General features: G+C 51.8%; 16 protein-coding genes and 1 pseudogene. 6 read left to right on the top strand and 11 right to left on the bottom strand.

Annotated features, from left to right (window positions below; translation table 11 throughout):
- Positions 1–8: 8 nt before the first annotated feature.
- Positions 9–1,160, bottom strand: coding sequence for an acyl-CoA dehydrogenase family protein (locus BCM14_RS03440; protein WP_106226583.1), 1,152 nt, complete (start codon positions 1,158–1,160; stop codon positions 9–11).
- A 117-nt stretch (positions 1,161–1,277) separates the two neighbouring features.
- On the opposite strand from BCM14_RS03440, the gene BCM14_RS03445 reads away from it, so the two are divergent.
- The 3 genes from BCM14_RS03445 to queF are packed head-to-tail and all read left to right on the top strand — an operon-like array spanning position 1,278 to position 3,883.
- A complete protein-coding gene (locus tag BCM14_RS03445) occupies positions 1,278–2,510 on the top strand; it encodes a CaiB/BaiF CoA transferase family protein (protein ID WP_106227021.1) in 1,233 nt (410 codons plus the stop codon).
- The gene (locus BCM14_RS03450; protein ID WP_106226584.1) at positions 2,507–2,971 is read left to right on the top strand and encodes a MaoC family dehydratase; all 465 of its coding nucleotides are present in this window, start codon (positions 2,507–2,509) and stop codon (positions 2,969–2,971) included. Before BCM14_RS03445 ends, BCM14_RS03450 begins: the two co-directional genes overlap by 4 nt.
- Before the next feature lie 21 nt (positions 2,972–2,992).
- Complete coding sequence (queF, locus tag BCM14_RS03455; protein ID WP_259673399.1) at positions 2,993–3,883, top strand: NADPH-dependent 7-cyano-7-deazaguanine reductase QueF; 891 nt, start codon at positions 2,993–2,995, stop codon at positions 3,881–3,883.
- A gap of 44 nt (positions 3,884–3,927) precedes the next feature.
- Here queF and pgsA read toward each other — a convergent pair whose 3' ends face one another.
- From pgsA to BCM14_RS03505, 10 genes and pseudogenes are all read right to left on the bottom strand, one after another.
- Positions 3,928–4,500: a CDP-diacylglycerol--glycerol-3-phosphate 3-phosphatidyltransferase gene (pgsA, locus tag BCM14_RS03460; RefSeq protein ID WP_106226585.1), complete on the bottom strand. Its 573-nt coding sequence runs from the start codon at positions 4,498–4,500 to the stop codon at positions 3,928–3,930.
- A gap of 55 nt (positions 4,501–4,555) precedes the next feature.
- Positions 4,556–6,415, bottom strand: a complete 1,860-nt coding sequence (uvrC, locus tag BCM14_RS03465; protein ID WP_106226586.1) for an excinuclease ABC subunit UvrC — start codon at positions 6,413–6,415, stop codon at positions 4,556–4,558.
- Positions 6,402–7,463 (bottom strand): beta-N-acetylhexosaminidase, encoded by a 1,062-nt coding sequence (gene nagZ, locus BCM14_RS03470; protein WP_106226587.1) that lies wholly within the window; start codon positions 7,461–7,463, stop codon positions 6,402–6,404. Before nagZ ends, uvrC begins: the two co-directional genes overlap by 14 nt.
- Before the next feature lie 11 nt (positions 7,464–7,474).
- Complete coding sequence (gene acpS / locus BCM14_RS03475) at positions 7,475–7,912, bottom strand: holo-ACP synthase (protein WP_106226588.1); 438 nt, start codon at positions 7,910–7,912, stop codon at positions 7,475–7,477.
- 28 nt (positions 7,913–7,940) lie between these two features.
- On the bottom strand, positions 7,941–8,690 hold the full coding sequence (locus BCM14_RS03480) for a pyridoxine 5'-phosphate synthase (protein ID WP_106226589.1): 750 nt from the start codon (positions 8,688–8,690) through the stop codon (positions 7,941–7,943).
- A complete protein-coding gene (locus BCM14_RS03485; RefSeq protein WP_106226590.1) occupies positions 8,687–10,159 on the bottom strand; it encodes an efflux transporter outer membrane subunit in 1,473 nt (490 codons plus the stop codon). Before BCM14_RS03485 ends, BCM14_RS03480 begins: the two co-directional genes overlap by 4 nt.
- 17 nt (positions 10,160–10,176) lie before the next feature.
- Positions 10,177–13,287 (bottom strand): annotated as a pseudogene (locus BCM14_RS03490) (efflux RND transporter permease subunit); the annotation flags it as partial.
- A 12-nt stretch (positions 13,288–13,299) separates the two neighbouring features.
- Positions 13,300–14,448, bottom strand: coding sequence for an efflux RND transporter periplasmic adaptor subunit (locus BCM14_RS03495; protein ID WP_106227023.1), 1,149 nt, complete (start codon positions 14,446–14,448; stop codon positions 13,300–13,302).
- A 101-nt stretch (positions 14,449–14,549) separates the two neighbouring features.
- Entirely contained in the window at positions 14,550–15,557 is a 1,008-nt protein-coding gene (locus BCM14_RS03500; RefSeq protein ID WP_106226592.1) for an ABC transporter substrate-binding protein, read from the bottom strand.
- Positions 15,550–16,314, bottom strand: coding sequence for a class I SAM-dependent methyltransferase (locus BCM14_RS03505; protein WP_106226593.1), 765 nt, complete (start codon positions 16,312–16,314; stop codon positions 15,550–15,552). The genes BCM14_RS03500 and BCM14_RS03505 overlap by 8 nt, the downstream gene beginning before the upstream one ends.
- Before the next feature lie 234 nt (positions 16,315–16,548).
- Here BCM14_RS03505 and BCM14_RS03510 point away from each other — a divergent pair, with 234 nt between their 5' ends.
- The 3 genes from BCM14_RS03510 (at position 16,549) to BCM14_RS03520 (ending at position 20,053) form a co-directional block, all read left to right on the top strand.
- Positions 16,549–16,824 carry a type B 50S ribosomal protein L31 gene (locus tag BCM14_RS03510; protein WP_106226594.1) on the top strand — a complete coding sequence of 92 codons (276 nt, stop codon included), beginning with the start codon at positions 16,549–16,551 and terminating at the stop codon, positions 16,822–16,824.
- 86 nt (positions 16,825–16,910) lie between these two features.
- Positions 16,911–18,647, top strand: coding sequence for an ArnT family glycosyltransferase (locus BCM14_RS03515; protein ID WP_106226595.1), 1,737 nt, complete (start codon positions 16,911–16,913; stop codon positions 18,645–18,647).
- Positions 18,644–20,053, top strand: a complete 1,410-nt coding sequence (locus BCM14_RS03520; protein ID WP_106226596.1) for an MATE family efflux transporter — start codon at positions 18,644–18,646, stop codon at positions 20,051–20,053. The genes BCM14_RS03515 and BCM14_RS03520 overlap by 4 nt, the downstream gene beginning before the upstream one ends.
- The last annotated feature ends 5 nt before the right edge of the window (positions 20,054–20,058 follow it).

The raw sequence follows: 20,058 nt of genomic DNA on the forward strand, positions 1-20,058 counted from the left end.
TTAAAAATTTAACGGAGGCCTAGACCGCGAGCAATAATCCCTCGAAGGATCTCACGAGTACCGCCTCGCAAGGAGAAGGTAACGCCCATTTGTTCCAGATAGCCAAGGGCTTTGAGCAAGTCGCCCGAGACGACGAAGTCAGGGTTGCTACCTAACCAGGCGCTCACCTGGCGAATCACTTTTTGCTCAAAATCCGTGCCGAAATCTTTGACAACCGAAGCCTCAATGGCGGGACTTTCACCATCAACAAGTTTTTTTGTCACCGCGAGCGACAAGCCTCTCAAGACTGCCATTTCTGCCACCAAGCCGCCAACCAAGGCCTGCGTCGCTGAATCCGAAACGTGCTGCTCGCGCAGCGCATTAACCCAACAATCAAGCAGTGCCATACTTGAGTAGATCCGCTCAGGGCCACTGCGCTCGAAGGCGAGTTCTGCAGTCACTTGATCCCAGCCCTGGCCTTCTACCCCAATCAGGGCGTCAGCGGCTAATTGCACATTATCAAAAAATACCTCTGAAAAATGCGCATCCCCTGCTAAGTCAACAATTGGTTTGCGTGTCACGCCTGGTAGCGTCAAATCGATCAGAACTTGCGATAAACCCTGTTGACGATCGGCTGCTTCACCCGAGGTTCTCACGAGCGCAATCATGTAGTCACATTGATGTGCATTGGTGGTCCAGATTTTGCTGCCGTTGAGCAACCAGCCTTGGTCGTTGAGCACCGCACGAGTTCTGATACTGGCTAGGTCTGAGCCTGAATTCGACTCACTCATTCCGATACAAAAAAAAGACTCGCCACGACAAATCTTCGGAATGTATTGTCGGCGCTGAGCGTCAGTACCGTAGCGTAATAACAGCGGCGCACTCTGACGGTCTGCAATCCAATGACTGGCTACTGGTGCACCAGATGCTAAAAGCTCTTCTGCCAAAATAAAGCGCGAGAAAAATCCCTTTCCAGCTCCCCCAAACTCTTTGGGGACCGTCAGCCCTAACCAACCCTGAGCGCCGAGCTTACGGCTGAACTCTGCGCTAGAACCCATCCAGGAGCGAGCTCGCTGGTGGTAGGGATAGTCTGCCAGGGCCTCTTGCAGAAATGATCTGATTTGTCCTCGAAAAGCGAGTTCCTCTTTGGGAACGGGGGTGAAATCAAGTGCGGTCAACATAGGCAGGGTCCGTCAATAGACATGTTAAGGTTTCATACGTTGAAGATTAACCCGCTTCTGGGTTCATGCTTTCTTCTTGGCAAAAGCCAGATTTCATTACAGCAAAACATTAAAAAAATGAGCAAACAAACACAGACTCAAGCTAAGTCGGCTTTGGGTGGCATCAAAATTATCGATATGACTTCGGTACTGTTCGGCCCCTATGCTAGCCAGACACTCGCTGATTACGGAGCAGAAGTCATTAAAGTCGAAGCGCCTGAGGGAGACTCAACTCGCTATACCGGCGCCCATCACGAGCAAGGCTTGTCAGCAATATTCTTGGGCGTTAACCGCAACAAAAAAAGCGTTTGCCTGGATCTGAAACAACCCGACGCATTAGCGGCACTGCTGACCTTGATTGATCAGGCAGACGTGTTTATGCATAGCGTGCGCCCTCAGAAAATGGCGGCACTTGGGCTCGATCACGAAACACTGTTGGCTCGAAATCCAAAACTTGTCTACGCTGGACTGCACGGATTTGGCAATGGTGGTGCCTACGCTGGGCAACCCGCCTACGACGATGTAATACAAGGCCTGAGCGGTGTCGCTGACCTCATGACTCGGCAGGGAGGAACACCACGCTACCTGCCAACAGTCGCTGCAGACAAAACGTGCGGGATGGTTGCAACGCATGCCATCCTGGCGGCACTGTTTCAGCGTGAGCGCTCGGGCGAAGGTCAGTTCATTGAAATTCCCATGTTTGAAACCATGACTGGTTTTGTCATGGTCGAACACTTTTATGGCCATCATTTGCCCGGGCTATGCGACGAGATTGGTTACCCCAGAGCCCTGACTCCCTGGCGAAAACCTTACCAAACCAGCGACGGTTATATTTGCATGATGCCCTACACCGATAAACACTGGGCTAATTTTTTTACCGGCACGGGCAGCCTGGAACTGGCTGCTGATGATAGATTCAAAACGATGTCTATGCGCACCCAGCATATCGCAGCACTCTATGAAACGGCCGGTCGAATTGTCGCTGACAAAAAAACCGCTTTCTGGCTTGCCTTTTGTGACCAATATGAGATTCCAGCAGCCCCTATCAATCGGCTAGAGGATCTGGAGTCAGACCCTCATTTGAAAAGCGTAGATTTTTTTCAAGATCTCCAGGACGAGCAAGGTCGTACCTACCGATTTACCCGTCATCCCGTTCGGATGCAAAAGTCGCAGGTCGAGCCAATCATGCCGCCAAGACTTGGTGCCGATACGCGCGAAACATTGTTAGCCGCTGGCGTCCCGCTTACAGCGGTGGAGTCACTGCTTCAGAGCGGCGCAGCCAAACAGCACGCCATGGGGTCGACAAAATGAGCAAGCTGCCCTTAATGGGTGCGGGATACATCTGGCAGGAATTGTCGGTGGGTCAGAAGTTACGCACATTCAAACGCACAATCACTGAAACTGACATCATCAACTTTGTCAGTGTGACTGGCATGCTTGAGACTATTTTTATTGACATCACCTTTGAGCACGGTGCGATGAAAGGCCGCCCTGCACCCGGTGCGCTAACTTATACCTTGATTGAGGGTTTTGTCATGCAAGGTATGGTTCAAGGCACTGGTTTGGCCTTGCTTGAAGTTCATAAAAAAGTGCTTGCCCCGGTCATGGCGGGAGACACGATATGGGCTGAAATCGAAGTCACCGGTATCAAGCCGACATCCAAAAATAATCGGGCTGTCGTAACCTCTCGCATTGATGTTAAAAATCAAAACGGTCTCGATGTGATGACCTACACTGCTGTACGTTTACTAGCCGGTGAACGTCATGGTTAGGCTAACCACCCTCACGCATCAATGACTCACTTTTCTGAAACTAGCTCGCCTAATATCCCGCTTGATGTGCCTTTAGGCAAGTCTGTATCCTATCCCAGCGGGTATAGTGCCTCCTTGCTTTTCCCTATCGCTCGTGCAGAGGCAAGACGCAGTCTTGGATTGGATCTGTCTTCACCCCTCCCCTTCACGGGCTGGGATTTGTGGAATGCCTACGAGCTCTCCTGGCTGAATGCCAAAGGTCTGCCTAAAGTAGCCTTGTTGCGGATAAAAGTCGCGATCACGAGCCCTAATATTATTGAGTCTAAGTCTTTCAAACTCTATCTGAACAGCTTCAATCAGACTCGATTCGAAACAGTCCACCAGGTGTTTGATCGCTTGCGGCTGGATTTGCAGGCAATACTCGGCGGAGACGTTGACATCGAGTTAATCGGCCCAGATCAATTTGCTGGTGAACAGATCAAAGAATTCGACGGGATTAACCTTGACAAGCTCGATGTTGAAATAGACACATACGAACCGAACGCGTCACTGTTAAAACTTGCGAGTGCCGCGGTCAATGCCGCGTCGGGATTGAATGACAGAACCGTTCAAAACGAAAAGGTTTTTTCAAGACTACTTAAATCCAACTGCCCCGTGACCGATCAACCTGATTGGGCTTGCATCGAGATCGAATACTCAGGCAAGGCGATTGATCATGCAAGCTTGTTGAAATATATCGTTTCTTATCGGCTTCACAATGGTTTTCACGAGCATTGCGTCGAAAAAATCTTCATGGACCTCATGTCGAGCTGTCGGCCTAAGTCCTTATCCGTCTATGCACGCTATACCAGGCGCGGAGGGCTTGATATTAATCCCTGGCGCGCAACACCAGATATGTCTGAGCCGAATATCTGCAGAAGCGCCAGGCAGTAATAATTAACGAGCCGCACTAGCAATCCGAGCGAGTAGTTGCCCCCTCAAATTGCCTTTTCGCGAATGACTGGCCAAGCCCGGCGCAGGTAATAGAACATTGACCAAACAGTCAGGATTGCGGCGATGATAATCAGAATCAATCCGGCTTTGGCCAGAGGAATTTCGAACAGGGTGTAGGGATAGAGCAGGCAGGGAATGGCAATCATTTGGGCAGCTGTTTTAAATTTACCTAACCAGTGAACAGCAACGTTGGCTCGCGCACCGAGTTGCGCCATCCACTCGCGTAACGCAGATATCGTAATTTCACGCCCGACAATGACAACAGCGATCAGCGAGTCGACTCGATCAAGGCTCAGTAACACGACCAGTGCCGCGCAAACCATCAACTTATCGGCAACCGGATCGAGAAACGCCCCGAAAGATGAGGTTTGGTTCCAGCGCCTGGCCAGCCAGCCATCCAACCAATCTGTCAGTGCAGCGAGAATAAACGCAGACGCCGCAATCGCATCCCGCAATTGTGTGTGGATAATGCTGTCAGGCACGTAAAAGAGCGCGACAACTAAAGGGATCATGCCGATCCGCAACCAGGTAAGAATAATCGGTAAATTAATAGGCATGTGCGTATGCTAACCGATAGCTTTGCATGATTTTTGAAAAGTCACTTCACTCAATTCATCTCAGTGCAAAATAGATACGTTCGGCTAAATCTGGCGAGATTCCCTCGACCGATGACAAATCTTCTATGCTTGCCGAGACAACGCCTGAGAAACCACCGAAGCGAGCCAACAGTTTTTGCCTGCGCTTGGCACCTACCCCATCGATGTCCTCAAGTCTGGAAACATTGCGCGCCTTCGCGCGTTTAGCTCGCATCCCGGTGATGGCAAACCGATGTGCTTCATCGCGAATCTGAGCGATCAACATCAATGCCGCAGACTCTTGACCAAGCAGCAGCGCCGGCCGGTCATCCGCAAAGATCAACGTCTCAAGACCGACTTTGCGATTTTCGCCCTTGGCCACACCGACGATGACTTGAACATCTAAGCCAAATTCTACGAAAACTTGCCGAGCGATCTCGACTTGGCCCTTGCCCCCGTCGATTAGCACCAGCCCTGGCATCTGCGCCTCGCCGTCCGCGACTTTCCCAAAGCGACGGGTCAGCACTTGCCTCATGGCTGCGTAATCATCTCCTGGGGTAATGCCAGCAATGTTGTAGCGTCTATACAGCGATGACTGCATGGCATGGTGGTGGTACACGACACAAGACGCTTGCGTCGCCTCACCGGCGGTATGGCTAATATCGAAGCATTCAATGTGAAGTTCTTCAAGTGCCAGCGGATCGGTATCAAGACCAAGCGTCTCGGCAAGCGCCAAGGTTCTCGCACTTCGCGCTCCAGTCTCTGACAGAGCGTTTGTCAAAGCCATTTCAGCGTTTCGGGCCGCCTGTTCAAGCCAGGCCTTGGCCAAACCTTGCGGACGCACCAAAAAGCGGACTTTCGTTTGCCCAGCGTTAGCTAATAAATCAATCAGGTCTGGATCAGGCAAGGGGTGGGATCCGACAATCATGGCTGGCAAAGGGTTGTCAATGTAATGCTGGGCCATAAAGACTTCAAGAACCTCTGCCGCTGCATCGTTATCAGTGTGTGTCGGGAAAAAGGCGCGATCACCGAGATGACGCCCTCCTCGCACCATCGCCAGATTGACGCAGACCTTACCACCAGAGGAGGCTACCGCGATGATATCGGTGTCCGAGCTATCGCTGTTTTCCATGGTTTGCTGATGCAAGACTCTGGCAAGTGCGCCCATCTGATTGCGCAACAAGGCAGCTTTCTCAAACTCAAGTTCAGTCGCCGCTTCATGCATACGCGCTTCAATATCGCCCATGATCTCGCGTGTTTCGCCATTTAAAAATCGGGCAGCACGATTAGCGTCTGCAGAGTAGTCTTCTTTGGATATCTCATCAACGCAAGGCGCCGAACAACGGCCAATCTGAAACTGCAGACAGGGCCGCGACCGGTTTGCGAACACAGTATCTTCACATGTGCGCAAACGAAAAACTTTCTGCAGAATCTGGATAGTCTCGCGCACCGCCCAAGCGCTTGGATAGGGCCCGAAGAACTGTCCTTTCTTCTGTGTCGCCCCCCGGTAGTAGGCGATACGTGGGGCAACGTGCCCAGACAACATTAAATAAGGATATGACTTGTCGTCGCGAAATAAAATGTTGTAACGTGGTCGAAGCGTTTTGATGAGATTGTTTTCAAGGATCAAAGCCTCGGCTTCGGATCTCGTGACTGTGACCTCAAGCCGCACGACCCTGTCGACCATGTGTCCAATTCTTGGGCTAGACGGTGTTTTTTGGAAGTACGACGAAACCCTTTTTTTAAGATCACGTGCTTTACCAACATACAAAACCACATCTTCGGCATCAATGTGTCGATAGACACCGGGCAAATGAGGCAATTGCGCAAGAAACGCCTTGATATCAAACGCGGGCGCTTCAGGTGGCAAACCCGATGGGGTCTCAGCGTCCTTCATTTAGAGAGCGAACCGACGTCAGCGCCTGCTGATATGCGGGTGTTCGTTGAAGTGTTTTCCAGTCGCTATGGACCCGCTTTGGCATCAACCTCGCCACGCGTGCCTGCGAAGCTTTGAGTTGCTCGACGCGATAGCGCTGAATTAAATCATCGGCCAAATCAGGACGGTTACATACCAGCGCCATATCACAGCCAGCTTCAAGCGCTGCTCGTGCACGATCAACGATATCACCTGCAACAGATGCCCCTTCCATCGTCAAATCATCAGAAAACACCACGCCGTCATAACCTAAACGAGTTCGAAGAACGTCTTGGATCCAGATACTGGAAAAGCCTGCGGGCTTAGCATCGATTTTGTTGTAAATCACGTGTGCAGGCATGACTGAGGCGATCGCCTGATCACCCAACCACTGATAAGGCGCGGCATCCTCTTGAAGGATTCTTGTCAGGCTACGATTGTCGTGGGGAATTTCATGATGCGAATCTGCTTCAACGGCGCCGTGCCCTGGGAAATGTTTACCGCAGGCAGACATTCCCGCAAAACCCAGGCCTTGAGCCAAGGCACGCGCAAGCATCGCGACAACGCGCGGATCGCGGTGAAACGAGCGATCACCAATGACAGCACTCACGCCGTAATCAAGATCGAGCACCGGTGTAAAACTGAGATCGACACCGCACGCCAGCAACTCAGCAGCCAGTACATAACCGACGTCGGCAGCGAGGCGCATGGCTGTGAGCGGATTTTGCATCCAGGCCTCACCCAGTTTGCGCATCGAAGGTAACACAGTGAAACCATCTTCTCGAAAACGCTGCACCCGACCGCCTTCATGATCGATAGCGATCAACAATCGCGGCTTACGCAACTTATGTATTTTGCGAGTCAGCTCGGTCAACTGCTTTCTACTTTCAAAGTTCCGGCTAAACAAAATGACTCCACCAACCATTGGATGGCTCAGTCGCTCTTTTTCAATGTCCGTCAGGGTAAAGCCTTCGACATCGACCATGAGTGGACCGCGAGGCAGAGAGGAATTTTTTTTCTTGCTAGACATAACAACGCCTTTTAAGCTTGCTTGGATTCGACTACCGCGTAAGCAGCACCATACTCCGACTCGTCGGTGAGCGATATATGCGCTGCACCAAACCTGTGCTCGAACCATTCTTTTAAAGGTGACGATAAGACCACGCATGGTCGGCCGCCGGCCATGTTTAGCGTTTGCATCCTTGTCCACCACATAGGAGACCGCATACCTAGGCCAATTGCCTTGGAGAATGCCTCTTTTGCGGCAAAGCGAGTAGCCAAGTAGCGCACACCGCGCAGCCGGTCTCTCGCAGCACGAGCCTGAAATACTTTTAACTCATCTGGCCCGAGAATTTTTGCAGGGAACTTGTCTGGATGCCGCTGCCATGCACGGTCGATTCGATCCATTTTAATTAAATCCAGCCCGATACCAGCGATGGCGCTAGTCGGTGGCATCAGTGATGGCAAGGGTGAAGGCATCAGGCGCTATCCATTGAACCTGATCGATTTACTGCTTGCCAGTGCGCTGCGCATTCAGGCGCGCCGAAATGATCGCCGCTTTCATATTGCGAATGGCCGTCTCCCAACCGTCAAAAATAGCCTGTGCAACGATTGCGTGGCCGATATTCAACTCGGCGATGCCGTCCAGGGCGGCAATAGGCGCAACGTTCTGTCCGTGCAACCCGTGTCCGGCATTTGTTCTTAACCCCGCAGAGATCGCGCATTGAATCGCTCGCTTTAACCGATCCAGTTCGACCAAGACCGCAGCCTCAGTCTTAGCCTCAGCATAGGCGCCTGTGTGCAATTCAATCACCGAAGCCCCAGTATCTGTTGCGGCTTTGATCTGCTGCGCGTCAGGATCAATAAACAAGGATACCCGAATACCCTCGGACTGCAGTCTTTCTACGGCAGCTTTGACAGACTGAAAACCGCTCACTACGTCCAAACCACCCTCAGTCGTTAACTCGCTACGTTTCTCTGGCACCAGACACACGTCTTGAGGCAAGACTTTGCAGGCGATAGCAAGCATTTCTTCTGTTACAGCACATTCGAGATTCATACGTGTGCGCAACAGCGGACGGATAGCAAAAACATCGGCATCCTGAATGTGGCGGCGATCTTCACGCAAATGCAAGGTGATCAGATCGGCGCCGGCCTCTTCAGCACGCAGCGCAGCCTGAATTGGATCCGGATAGGACGTATGTCGCTGTTGCCTGAGCGTTGCGACGTGATCAATGTTTACACCTAAATCGATCATGGCTTGAGGCCCCCTCCGAGGGCAGTGTAGAGCTGTACGCGATTCACCATTGCGTTGAACGTTGTCAGAAGCGCGGCCTGACGAGCCAGGTAGTAATTAATCTGTGCGATCTGAACCTGCAAATAGCTATCGACCCCACGACTGTAACGCAGATTAGATAGCTCTAGGCTGCGCTTAAGGCTCTGCTCTTGTGACTGCGTGGCGTTGAGCTCAGCTTGATAGGTCGCTTCACCAGCCAGTGCATCTGAAACCTCTCGGAAGGCTATCTGTACGGTTTTTTGATAGGCAGTGACCGCAGCTCGGCTGTTCGCATCAACCAGGTCAAGGCCTGCGATCAAAGCACCACCGTTAAAAATGGGCAAAGTCATGGCGGGACTGACTTGCCAGGCGTTGGACTGGCCCAGAAACACCCCACCCGGCGAGACAGCGCTGTAGCCAAAAAATCCTAACAAGTTTACCGAGGGGAAAAACGCAGCACGTGCTGCACCAATATTGGCGTTATTGGATTTCAATGTATGTTCAGCGGCCAAAATATCGGGCCTGTTGACGAGCAAATCCAGTGGCGCGCCAGCAGGCAATTGTTTGAGCATGGTTTCCGTGCCCAATGGCCCGGCTTGAGGTAGGTCGCCAGGAATGGCTTGTCCCAGCAATACTTCCAGCGCATTGGTTGCTTGCGCACGATCTCGGCTGTATTTGGCGACATCGGCAGCAGAGGCGTTAAGCAGGGATCTCGCCTGATTCAGATCCAGCTCAGACACGACGCCCGCCTCGAAGCGACGTTTCGCTAAGGCGTATGACTCTTCGCGGGACACCATGGTCTGCTTAGCTAACTCTGCCAGCATGTCAGCCAATCGAACGCGAAAATATTGCTGTGCCACGCTACCAATAATGGTAATTTGTACGTTACGAGACATCTCTTCGGTCGACAAATACGTCTGATAAGCAGCTTCAGATAGGTTGCGTAAACGTCCGAAAAAATCGATTTGAAAAGATGTTAGACCGGCTGTGACCGAATACGCATTGGAGACCGAACTCGAGGCATAGGGTGTAATGAAGTCATTAGCCGTACCGGTTCTCGTTGCGCTGGCATTGAGTTGAGCTGCAGGCCATAAGGCGCTTTGAGCAATCCCATATTGAGCACGAGTCTGCTCGACCCTCTGCACCGCCAAACGCAGATCAAGATTATTTTTTAAAGCAAGCTCAAACAGGGCCTGCAAACGAGGATCGTGAAAAAAAGTCTTCCAACCAAGCTCTGCAACAGGAGGCTGGCCTGCCGTTGCCAAGACAGGCGTATTCATCACTGTCGTCGCGTTGGTGGACACATCAAAACTTGCAACGGGTTGATCATGCCAAGCTGATTGAGCGCTTGAATCTGGCCGAACATAGTCGGGCGCCAGATTGCAACCCGTTAGCAAGGCCACTAGGGTGATCGCCATGATTGCATGGGGGATGAATCGAAAATGCGTCATTTTGCATTGCCTCCCATCCCTGGGAATTGCGGTTTAGTTTTAAAAAACCTCAACACGATGACGAAAAACAAGGGGACAAACAACACAGCAAAAGGTGTCGCGGCCAGCATGCCGCCCAAGACCCCAAAGCCCACTGCACGCTGGCTAGCTGAACCTGCGCCCGTTGCAAGCGTCAAGGGCAACACGCCCAAAATAAAAGCAAAGGATGTCATCAGAATAGGACGAAAGCGAAGTTTGGATGCCTCAATCGAAGCCTCTGTCAGTGTCCTTCCCTGAGCAAATAAGTCTTTTGCAAATTCAACAATCAGAATCGCGTTTTTAGCAGCGAGGCCGATCACTGTCACCATTCCGACCTGAAAATACACGTCGTTACTCATACCTACCGCTACGGCTAGACCTACTGCACCCAGCATACCTAACGGCACGACCAGCATCACGGAGAAAGGTATCGCCCAGCTCTCATACAAAGCACAGAGCACAAGAAACACAACCATCAGGGCCAGCGACAACAGATAAGGTGCTTGAGTGCCAGCTTGCTTTTCCTGATAGGACAAACCAGCCCATTCATAAGCGAACCCGGGCGGGAGTTGCTGCATCAGCTCTTGCATTTGCTGGATCGCCTCACCCGTCGAATGCCCTGGCGCAGAAGTACCTGCTATTCGAATGGCGGGGTAGCTGTTGTAGCGGACCACCTGGGTTGGTCCCTGCTTCCACTCGACATCGACGAACGACGACAACGGCACGACTGCTCCCGAAGTACTTCGAGCATTCAGTTTCAAAACATCCTCAACTTGCATGCGAAATTGCCTATCCGCTTGCAGCCAGACGTTCTGCATCCATCCCATGTTGGGAAACTTACCGATGTAAGCCGCACCCATGGCAGATGAGAGCAGGCTTGCCGCCTCTGAGAAATTAACGCCTTGCGCCGCGGCTTTTTCGCGATCAATCTTGAGCGAAAGCTGTGAGCCTGGTCCTAAACCACTTATCCTGACTTGAGCCAGGGAAGGGTTTTGCATGGCCAAGCCAAGCAATTGTGAGGTTGCCCCCATTAAAGCATCGTAGCCAAGGTTGCTGCGGTCCTGCAGTCTGAAGTCAAAACCGGTCGCGTTACCAAGCTCTCGAATCGCTGGCGGGACGACGGTAAAGACGATTGCGTCTGGTATACCACCCAATAAAGCACCTAAGGCCTTGCCAGCCGTGGCTTGTGCTGAGTTCTGCCTGCCCTTGCGCTCAGCAAAGTCTTTGAGGGTAATGAAGGCGAGACCCGTATTCATGCCGTTACCGTTAAAGCTGAACCCGGTGACCGTGATCAGATCTTTAACATTCGGATCCGACATATAGTAGTTTTCTGCCTTCTTGAGCACATCAAGGGTGCGATTGGAAGAAGCGCCAGCTGGTAACTCGATATTAGCTAGCATGTAGCCTTGATCTTCTTCAGGTAAGAAGCTCGATGGCATGCGCAAATACAAAAATGCCAGGACACCCAACATCAGAAGATAAATAAACATAACGGACTTGCCGCGGCGCAGTATCTTGCCCACACCCGTTTCATACGAATCCGTGGTGCGTTTGAAAGATCTGTTAAACCACCCGAAAAAGCCTTTCTTTTCGACATGATGGCCACGGACAATGGGCTTCAAAATAGTCGCGCACAGCGCCGGTGTGAAGCTCAACGCAAGAAAAGCCGAAAACATGATCGACACCGACATGCCAATAGCGAACTGCCGGTAAATCACTCCCACCGAGCCACTCATGAATCCCAGCGGTAAAAATACTGTGGTCAGTACAGCGGTAATACCAACAATGGCCCCGGTTATCTGCGGCATGGCTTTGGCGGTCGCTTCTTTCGGTGAAAGCCCCTCTTCAACCATGATTCGCTCTACGTTTTCAACCACCACAATCGCATCGTCAACCAAAATGCCAATGGCTAGCACCATGGCAAACAAGGTCAATACATTGATGGTCAATCCAAAAACCTGCATGACTGCAAAGGTGCCCAACATGGCTACTGGGACAACAATCGCCGGGATCAAGGTGTAACGGAAGTCCTGTAAAAACAGATACATGACCAGGAACACCAGAATCATGGCCTCGAACAGCGTATGAACAACCTGTTCAATTGAAGTCGATACGTAAGGCGCGGTGTTGTAGGGGATTTTGAATTCAACGTTAGCCGGAAAGTAAGGCTTCAGTTCTTTCATCTTGGCTTCAACAGCTGTCGCAACCTCTAGCGCGTTAGCAGTCGGCTTGAGAACAATCGCGAAGGCTGCGGTAGGTTTACCGTTTAAGCGAGCCGCAATCAGATAGTTTTCAGAGCCAATCTCAATCCGGGCTACGTTTTTTAGACGAACTGAAGACCCATCCGAATTAGCACGTACGACAATTTCACCAAACTGTTCGGGGGTCGTCAATTGACCGTTACCGAGAACAGTTGCCATCGTTCGCTGCTCGGGTCCGTTGGGGGGCGCGCCGATGCTGCCTGCTGAAATCAAGACGTTTTGTTGCTTAAGCGCAGTGACGACGTCAGATGTGCTCAAGCCCAACGCGGTGAGCTTATCCGTATCCACCCAGACTCTCATGGCCCGAGGTGCACCGAACAAGCGGAACTGGCCCACCCCATCGAGGCGAGAAAGCGGATTTTGAATATTGCGGGTGATGTAGTCTGCTAAGGCGGCCTGATCGAGTGCGTTGTCGGTGGATGACAAGGTACCAATCAACAAAAAGCCAGTGCCCGTCTGCTGAAACTGCAAGCCCTGCTGGTTGACCACATCTGGCAACTGCGCCGCTACGTTTGCGACACGGTTTTGTACGTCGACCTGCGCCAGATCTGGATTCGTACCAGGCGCAAAGGTTACGGTAATCTGGGCTTGCCCGTTTGAATCACTGACTGATTCGTAATACAACAATCCCTTCGCGCCGTTAAGCGGATTTTCAATAATACTGGTGACCGTCTCGGACACCTCTTTGGCCGAAGCACCTGGATATTGAGCTGTAATGGTAATAGCAGGAGGAGCCACAATCGGATATTGAGATATCGGCATGAACCGTATCGCCAAAATACCCAGAAAGCTGATAAAAATTGCAACGACCCAAGCGAAGATCGGACGATCAATAAAAAATTGAGGCATGAAACGTCCCTATTACTGTTTGCTAGCAGGAACAACCTTGACCGGCATACCCGGACGTACTTTCTGGAACCCTTCAGTGATGACCTCATCCCCAGCTTGGAGACCAGAGTTCACTATCACACGCCCTGCATAAGATGGGCCAATTTTGACGGGTACAAGCACCACTTTGCCTTCTTTAACGACCAACACATTCGTGCGACCATCGGGCGTCCGCTGTATCGACTGAGGAGGAACCAGAATGGCTGTTTGGTTTACGCCTTCTTCAACACGGACTCGAACAAACATTCCCGGCAGCAGAATTTCCTCAGGGTTGGGGATCTCCGTGCGCAGCGCAACCTGGCCAGTCGTCTCGTTAACCGAGACACCAGTGAACAGCAGTTTGCCTGCTTTGGCATAGACGGACCCATCTTCAAGCACAATTGAAACTTGGGCTTCATTCTCGGATACCCGTTGCAGCGTCCCCTCTTTAAAAAGTTTACGCAACCGGGCTAAATCGGCAGTCGTCTGGCTCACATCGACATACATCGGATCCAGCTGCTGAACCAAGGCCATTTGGGTGGCGGAAACCGAATCCACCAGCGCCCCCTCTGTCACCAAGGCTTTGCCAATACGCCCGGTGATGGGGGATCTAACGTTGGTGTAGTCGAGATTGATTTTGGCACTCTCGAGGCTTGCCCTGGCCGCCGCCACCAGGGCAGCAGTCTGATTGGCGGCAGCGCGGGCATTGTCAAAATCCTGTTTACTGACAGCATTCGCTTCAACCAGGGGCTCGTAGCGCTTGGCCAACATCTTCGCAGCGAACTCATCAGCCTGAGCTTTTTTAAGTTGGGCTGCTGCTTGGTCATAAACGGCTTGGTACTGCGCAGCGTCGATCTTGAACAACAAATCACCTTCTTTTACTAAGGCGCCTTGTTTAAAAACAATTTTTTGGACGATCCCCGTCACGCGCGCACGAATCTGCGCATCACGAACCGCAGCGACGCGCCCAGGTAAATCTGATTGGATCGAGGCTGTCTCTGGCGCAACAGTGATGGCAACCACTTGAGAAGGCCCAGGACTAAATGCTGGTTTTTCGCCACACGCGCTCAATCCTAAAACGGCAAGCAACAGAACTACTGGTAACGCACCCGGCCGAGTCGTTGATGGACTGGAAATTGGCATTTTCAAGATCTCTTCAATCAAAAGTCTGTGGTGAGCACAGCACCAGCAATGATACTAAGGGAAAACACTGTATCACGATAGGTATTCTTGACCTTTTCTGCTCATTTATCTACCACCTGAGCTGCCGATTTCAAAATAGTTTCAGCAAAAGTCCAACCCAACTTACGAGCGGTAATTTGATTCAACCATAAAGAAGGCTTGGTAATCGTCTCTTGCGGTATTGCGCTGACCGGTATCCCTTTCAACACTTTTGAAAGTAAGCGACCAAGCTGTTGACCTACTTCTTTTTGATTGAACTCTAAACCAGCCAAGGCGCCTTGATTAACACCCCCTGCTTGCGAAGCAATCAAGGGAAGTTTAGCTTCAATTGAAACCTTAACCAATACCGGATAAGCCTGGGAAACGGTGGCATCGTCAATGCTAAAAAAAACATCTATCTTACTGAGCATGCTTCTTGCCGCCGATCCTACGTCTTGGACTCGTGTTACCGGGTATTCGATTAAGACCAGGCCAAACTTGGATAGTGCCTCTGTCAGTTGCTTGACCACCGCAGAGGAAGTGGGAGAACCTGACCGATACAAAACACCTATGCGCTTCGCAGTCGGTGCCAATGTCCGAATCAATTCGACTTGGCGATTCAATGAGATGGATGAAATCACGCCTGACATCTGTATTGGTCCTGCCGATTGTTCGGTCGCGAGCTTGTTTATCTCCGGGTCGTAAACGTCACCGTAGATAATCGGGACTTTCGATTCTTGCGCCCTGGCGTGCATAAGCAAAGCACTTACTACCGGTGCAGTCAGGGCAACAATCACGTCAGGTTTGCCGGCTATGGCGGTCTGAGCAAGCAAATCCAGATCACCGCCCACTGTTACTGCGTTGTCAAACTTGAACTTGACGTGTTTGCCTTCAATTAAGCCCATTGTTTTGAGCGCATCTTTCAACCCGGCAATTAAACTGGTAGTTGATTCGGAGTCTCGCGCAGCGACAATCGTGACCTGCTTGAGCTGCGCACGAGCGGCACTCGAATAACCTCCGAGACAAACCAACAGAGACAAGAGGACCAAATGCCAAATAAACTGCGCCCGGGATAAGCTGAGCTCAGACACTTAAGATCCCCCCCCGAGATTGCGACACGAGTGATTTAGCCCACTTGCGCGCAGGCAATCCGTATCGGGATTCAACCAACTCTGCACGTGTCAATAAATCAGCGACAGAAACCTCTAGTCCGGGTCCCGTAAAGGCGATGACGATCTGGTTACCCGCGTCAATCTGCGGCAAGCTTAACAAGCGTCCCCCAAAAGCCTTACTCAAGTTCTTTATATTGCGTTCAAAACTCTCGTGAGCGCCGAAGAGATTGACCGTCAACACCCCAACATCAGCCAGCACGCGCCTGCAATGGCTGTAAAAATCAACTGAGTCCCGCACAGGACCTCGTGCTTGCGCATCATACAAATCAACCATCAATACTGATAGCTGGCCTGCTTGCTCGGTTTCAGCAACCCATTGCTCCGCGTCCATGTGATCAATTCTTAAGCGGCTAGGGCTGGGCAATTTGAAGTAGAGATGACAAGCCGCGGTGACTTGAGGATTCCATTCAACAACAGTCACGGGATTGTTGTAATGCTTTAAGCAAAAACGAGTCAGGGAGCCAGCCCCTAAACCCAGCAAACCAATGCTCTGAGACTTAGGGGGATCAATAAATAACTGCCACGCCATCATTTGCGCGGTGTATTCAAGCACCAGTTCATTGGGCTTGGCGACCAACATTGCACCCTGTACCCACTCAGTGCCAAAGTGCAGGTAGCGAACACCTTGCGCCTCAGAAATGGTCGGTGCGTCATCGATCGAGGGCTTGTTAGACAAAAATCAACTCCATATCTCGTTAGAATCGAACTATAACAACCTCAGTCGTCGCGCCTGCTGAAACAACGCAACGCGTTGATTTTTTGCCAAAAAATGTGAATGTAGGTAGAATGGCGGGCTAACTGATGGATACGTTGTTTTTGTCACAGGTTTTTGAGCAAGGGTTTATTCAGTACTGCCTCATCGACCCCATCCGAACAAAAGCTGGCGACCCGCCCACTATTAAGGAAAATCATGAAAGACAGCATTCACCCAGAATACCGCGATGTGGTGTTTGTTGACCTGCAAACAGGCAACAAATTCATCACTCGTTCGACCTTGAACAGTCGTGAAACGATTGAACTAGAAGGTAAAACCTACCCACTGTTCAAATGTGACGTGACGTCAGAGTCGCACCCTTTCTACACCGGCGCTCAGACCCGTATCGTTGAAACTGGCCGTGTCGAGAAATTCCGCGCCCGCTTCGCCCGTACATCAGGCACGAAAAAAGCAGCTGCAGCAGCTGAATAATGGCTCTACCCATAGCAATATGGGTATAGATTGCCGTGACTGAAGGCAGCCCTTGGCTGCCTTTTTTTATAAGGTTTTCACAGCGCGTGTCGTTTCAAACTCAGCACACTCCGGCTCGACTCACAGCCCCTGCAACCGTCAAGTTGCCCAGGGTGTTACTGTTTCTGTTAGCCGCCGCTTACATCGTGACAGGCTTGATTGGCCGTGACCCCTGGAAAACAGACGACGCGGTGGGATTTGCGACCATGCTGAGCGCACTCGACTTCGGCGGCAATGCTTGGTGGTTGCCACAGATAGGGACAGCTCTGTTACCTCAAGACGGTCCCTTGACCGTATGGTTGGGTGCTGGCTTTGTTCACTTATTGAGTCCGTTGCTTGGCGATGTGCTTGCGTCTCGCGGCACAAACGTCGTGTGGTTCGCACTCACAGCATCCTCCATCTGGTACGGCACTTACCTTCTCGGTCGCAGGCCAGAAGCTCAACCGCTAGCGCTGCCCTTCGGTGGGGAGCCTTCAGTCAAAGACTATGGCCGCTTGCTCGCCGATGCGTCCTTGCTTCTGGTTCTTGCAACCGTGGGGATTTTGCTTCGTGTACACGAAACGTCGATCGCGACTGCAGCGTTAGCCTGCCAGGCATTTGCCTACTATTCGCTTGCCCGTATGCTGGACAAGCCGAAACTCGGCGCAACGATGCTGGGGCTAGCGCTTGCCGCTGCGTTTCTTAATAAGGCTTTTCCTGGTGTGTTGCCGATACTGCTTGCCTTACCCTTCGCCTTCCAACCGAAAAGTGCGCTATGGCGCCGCACGCACTGGTTGTTGTGGGCCTTTGTGCTCGGCATTACCCTCTGTCTTGCCTGGTGGCTAACCGCCAAGCGCCTGGACCCGCATTGGCTGGGTGACTGGGCACGCTGGAACTACGACTACTTCGCCCTGCCAGTTTGGGACATCGCTTTAAGACCGCTGCGTGATCTGCCCTGGTTCCTCTGGCCTACCTGGCCACTGGCTGCTCTGGCCTTATGGCAGTGGCGCAGATGGCTTGCTGCACCGCATATCTGGATACCTTTATCAACGCTCGTTGGCACCGTCATTGTGTTGGGTTTCACTGCTGAACCGAGCGAACCCGATTACATGATGCTGGTTATTCCTTGTTCCGTTCTGGGGGCTTTTTCTCTTCCGACGATGCGACGCGGGGTTGTCAACACACTCGACTGGTTTGGGGTCATGTGTTTTTCGGTGACAGTTGTCTGTGTGTGGATCGGCTGGATGGCGCTGTATTTTGATATCCCCCATGGGATTTCGCTCAACATTGCACGTCAAACCGTTGGTTATGTCCCGCAAATCCGCTGGTGGACTGTCATTGTCGCAGCGCTTGTCACCGCTGGCTGGATCAGCCTCGTCATCTGGCGAGTACGGTTTCATCCAAGCGTACTGTGGCGCGGCGTCATCCTGTGCGCCGTCGGCATAACCTGCACTTGGGTTTTACTGTGCTTACTGTGGATGCCTGTGGTGGACTATGTTCGTAGCTACCGGCCCATGTCTGCTGAAATTAAAAATGAACTCGTCAAACTGAGTTTGTCCGGCCAAACGTTACAGTGCGTCCGATCGCAAGGTTTATCTGCAGGGCCTCGCGCCTCGCTTTATGCCTTCGACAAGATCACCTTCACTTACGACTCATCCTGCCCTATCGTCCTTCAACAAACCTCGTTACAACAACTAGAAGACGGTTCGGCGGGCTATGCCGAAGGCGCTCAGGTCCTTTGGCAAGGGTCGCGAGGTGCCGACCGGTTTGATCGATATCGCTTATTGCGGATCAAAGCTAAATGACGCAGGAAATTGTTTTACCCAAATCTTTATCAGCAACCGCCCGTGCGATTCTGAAACAATCGTGGCCCACGCTTATCAGTGCTTGGGCAGGCATCGCCTTCGGCGTACTCGATACGATCATGACGGGTCACGCCAGCGCTAACGATCTGGCAACGATGGCGCTTTCAGTGTCTATCTACATAACTGTTTTCGTGGGTTTGATGGGCGTGATGCATGCGCTGATTCCGATCCTCGCTCAATATTACGGCGCGGGGCAGCTGGATCGTATTGGGCACGCCTGGGGACAAGGAATTTGGGTTGCATTAGGTTTGTCAGTTGCGGGTGGGCTAGTGATGATGTTTCCGGATATCTGGTTGAGTTTCTCGGGAGAGATATCGCCCGACGTCCGCCAGAGCATGAATCACTACCTGTGGGCACTAACGGTTGCCTTGCCTGCGGCGTTGATCTTTAGAACAATCTACTCCTTAGCTAATGCGGTATCGCGCCCCAAACTGGTCATGATGATCAATCTGCTCGGGATCGCGCTGAAAGTAATTTTCAATTGGGTGCTCATTTTCGGTAATTGGGGACTGCCCGCCCTCGGCGCTGCTGGCGCTGGCGTATCAACCTGCATCGTTAATTGGATATCCCTTGGCGTCGGCCTCTGGATGGTCAGTCGAACCCCTTTCTACCAGCAATTCAACCTGCGGTTCGACCGTCCTGATTGGGCAGAAATCCGCAGCATCCTCAAGTTAGGCATCCCCATGGGCGGGTCCTATTTTGTTGAAGTATGTGCCTTTACGTTTATGTCTTTACTGATCGCCCAAGAAGGTACCGCTGTGATTGGCGGACACCAGATCATGTCTAATCTCGCGGCACTGGCTTACATGATGCCGATGTCAATTGGTATCACGACCGCTGCACTGGCAGCTCAAGCCCTGGGCGCTAAAGCGTTCGTGCACGCCCATCGCACTTGTATGGTTGGACTTGGCATCTCTTTGGCAGGCGCCATCTTTACCGCCCTGCTTCTCTACTTTGAGCGCGCAACCATCGTTAATATTTACACAGATAAACCTGAAGTTGCCACGGTCGCGTTGGGATTGCTGACAATATTGCCTTGGTTTCATGTGATTGATTCTATGCAATGTATCAACAGCTACATGTTGCGAGCACACAAAATTGCCATTATCCCCATGCTGTTGCAGACCTTCGCCTTGCTGGTGATCGGGTTGTTGGGCGGCTGGTGGGTAGGTTTTGGACCTGGCAAGGACTGGATGGAACCTGTCCTACGCACCTGGCTAGGCGGCGCACCTGCTGGAGCAACCAGTATGTGGTTAACGGCAGCCTTGGGCCTTGCAATATCCGCAGCCCTGCTGCAAGGTTTTTATCGCTTTATCGTCAAACGAGATGATGGTTTGACCCTCTAGCTGAC

The organism is Jezberella montanilacus, from assembly GCF_003003055.1.
In the GTDB taxonomy this organism is placed as follows: Bacteria; Pseudomonadota; Gammaproteobacteria; order Burkholderiales; family Burkholderiaceae_B; genus Zwartia; species Zwartia montanilacus.

Coding starts and splice junctions, on each gene's coding strand:
- BCM14_RS03440 (WP_106226583.1), bottom strand. CDS start 1,160: ATGTTGACCGCACTTGATTTCACCCCCGTTCCCAAAGAGGAACTCGCT.
- BCM14_RS03445 (WP_106227021.1), top strand. CDS start 1,278: ATGAGCAAACAAACACAGACTCAAGCTAAGTCGGCTTTGGGTGGCATC.
- uvrC (WP_106226586.1), bottom strand. CDS start 6,415: ATGAAGGACGCTGAGACCCCATCGGGTTTGCCACCTGAAGCGCCCGCG.
- BCM14_RS03450 (WP_106226584.1), top strand. CDS start 2,507: ATGAGCAAGCTGCCCTTAATGGGTGCGGGATACATCTGGCAGGAATTG.
- acpS (WP_106226588.1), bottom strand. CDS start 7,912: ATGCCTTCACCCTTGCCATCACTGATGCCACCGACTAGCGCCATCGCT.
- nagZ (WP_106226587.1), bottom strand. CDS start 7,463: ATGTCTAGCAAGAAAAAAAATTCCTCTCTGCCTCGCGGTCCACTCATG.
- BCM14_RS03485 (WP_106226590.1), bottom strand. CDS start 10,159: ATGACGCATTTTCGATTCATCCCCCATGCAATCATGGCGATCACCCTA.
- BCM14_RS03520 (WP_106226596.1), top strand. CDS start 18,644: ATGACGCAGGAAATTGTTTTACCCAAATCTTTATCAGCAACCGCCCGT.
- BCM14_RS03495 (WP_106227023.1), bottom strand. CDS start 14,448: ATGCCAATTTCCAGTCCATCAACGACTCGGCCGGGTGCGTTACCAGTA.
- BCM14_RS03480 (WP_106226589.1), bottom strand. CDS start 8,690: ATGATCGATTTAGGTGTAAACATTGATCACGTCGCAACGCTCAGGCAA.
- pgsA (WP_106226585.1), bottom strand. CDS start 4,500: ATGCCTATTAATTTACCGATTATTCTTACCTGGTTGCGGATCGGCATG.
- queF (WP_259673399.1), top strand. CDS start 2,993: ATGACTCACTTTTCTGAAACTAGCTCGCCTAATATCCCGCTTGATGTG.
- BCM14_RS03510 (WP_106226594.1), top strand. CDS start 16,549: ATGAAAGACAGCATTCACCCAGAATACCGCGATGTGGTGTTTGTTGAC.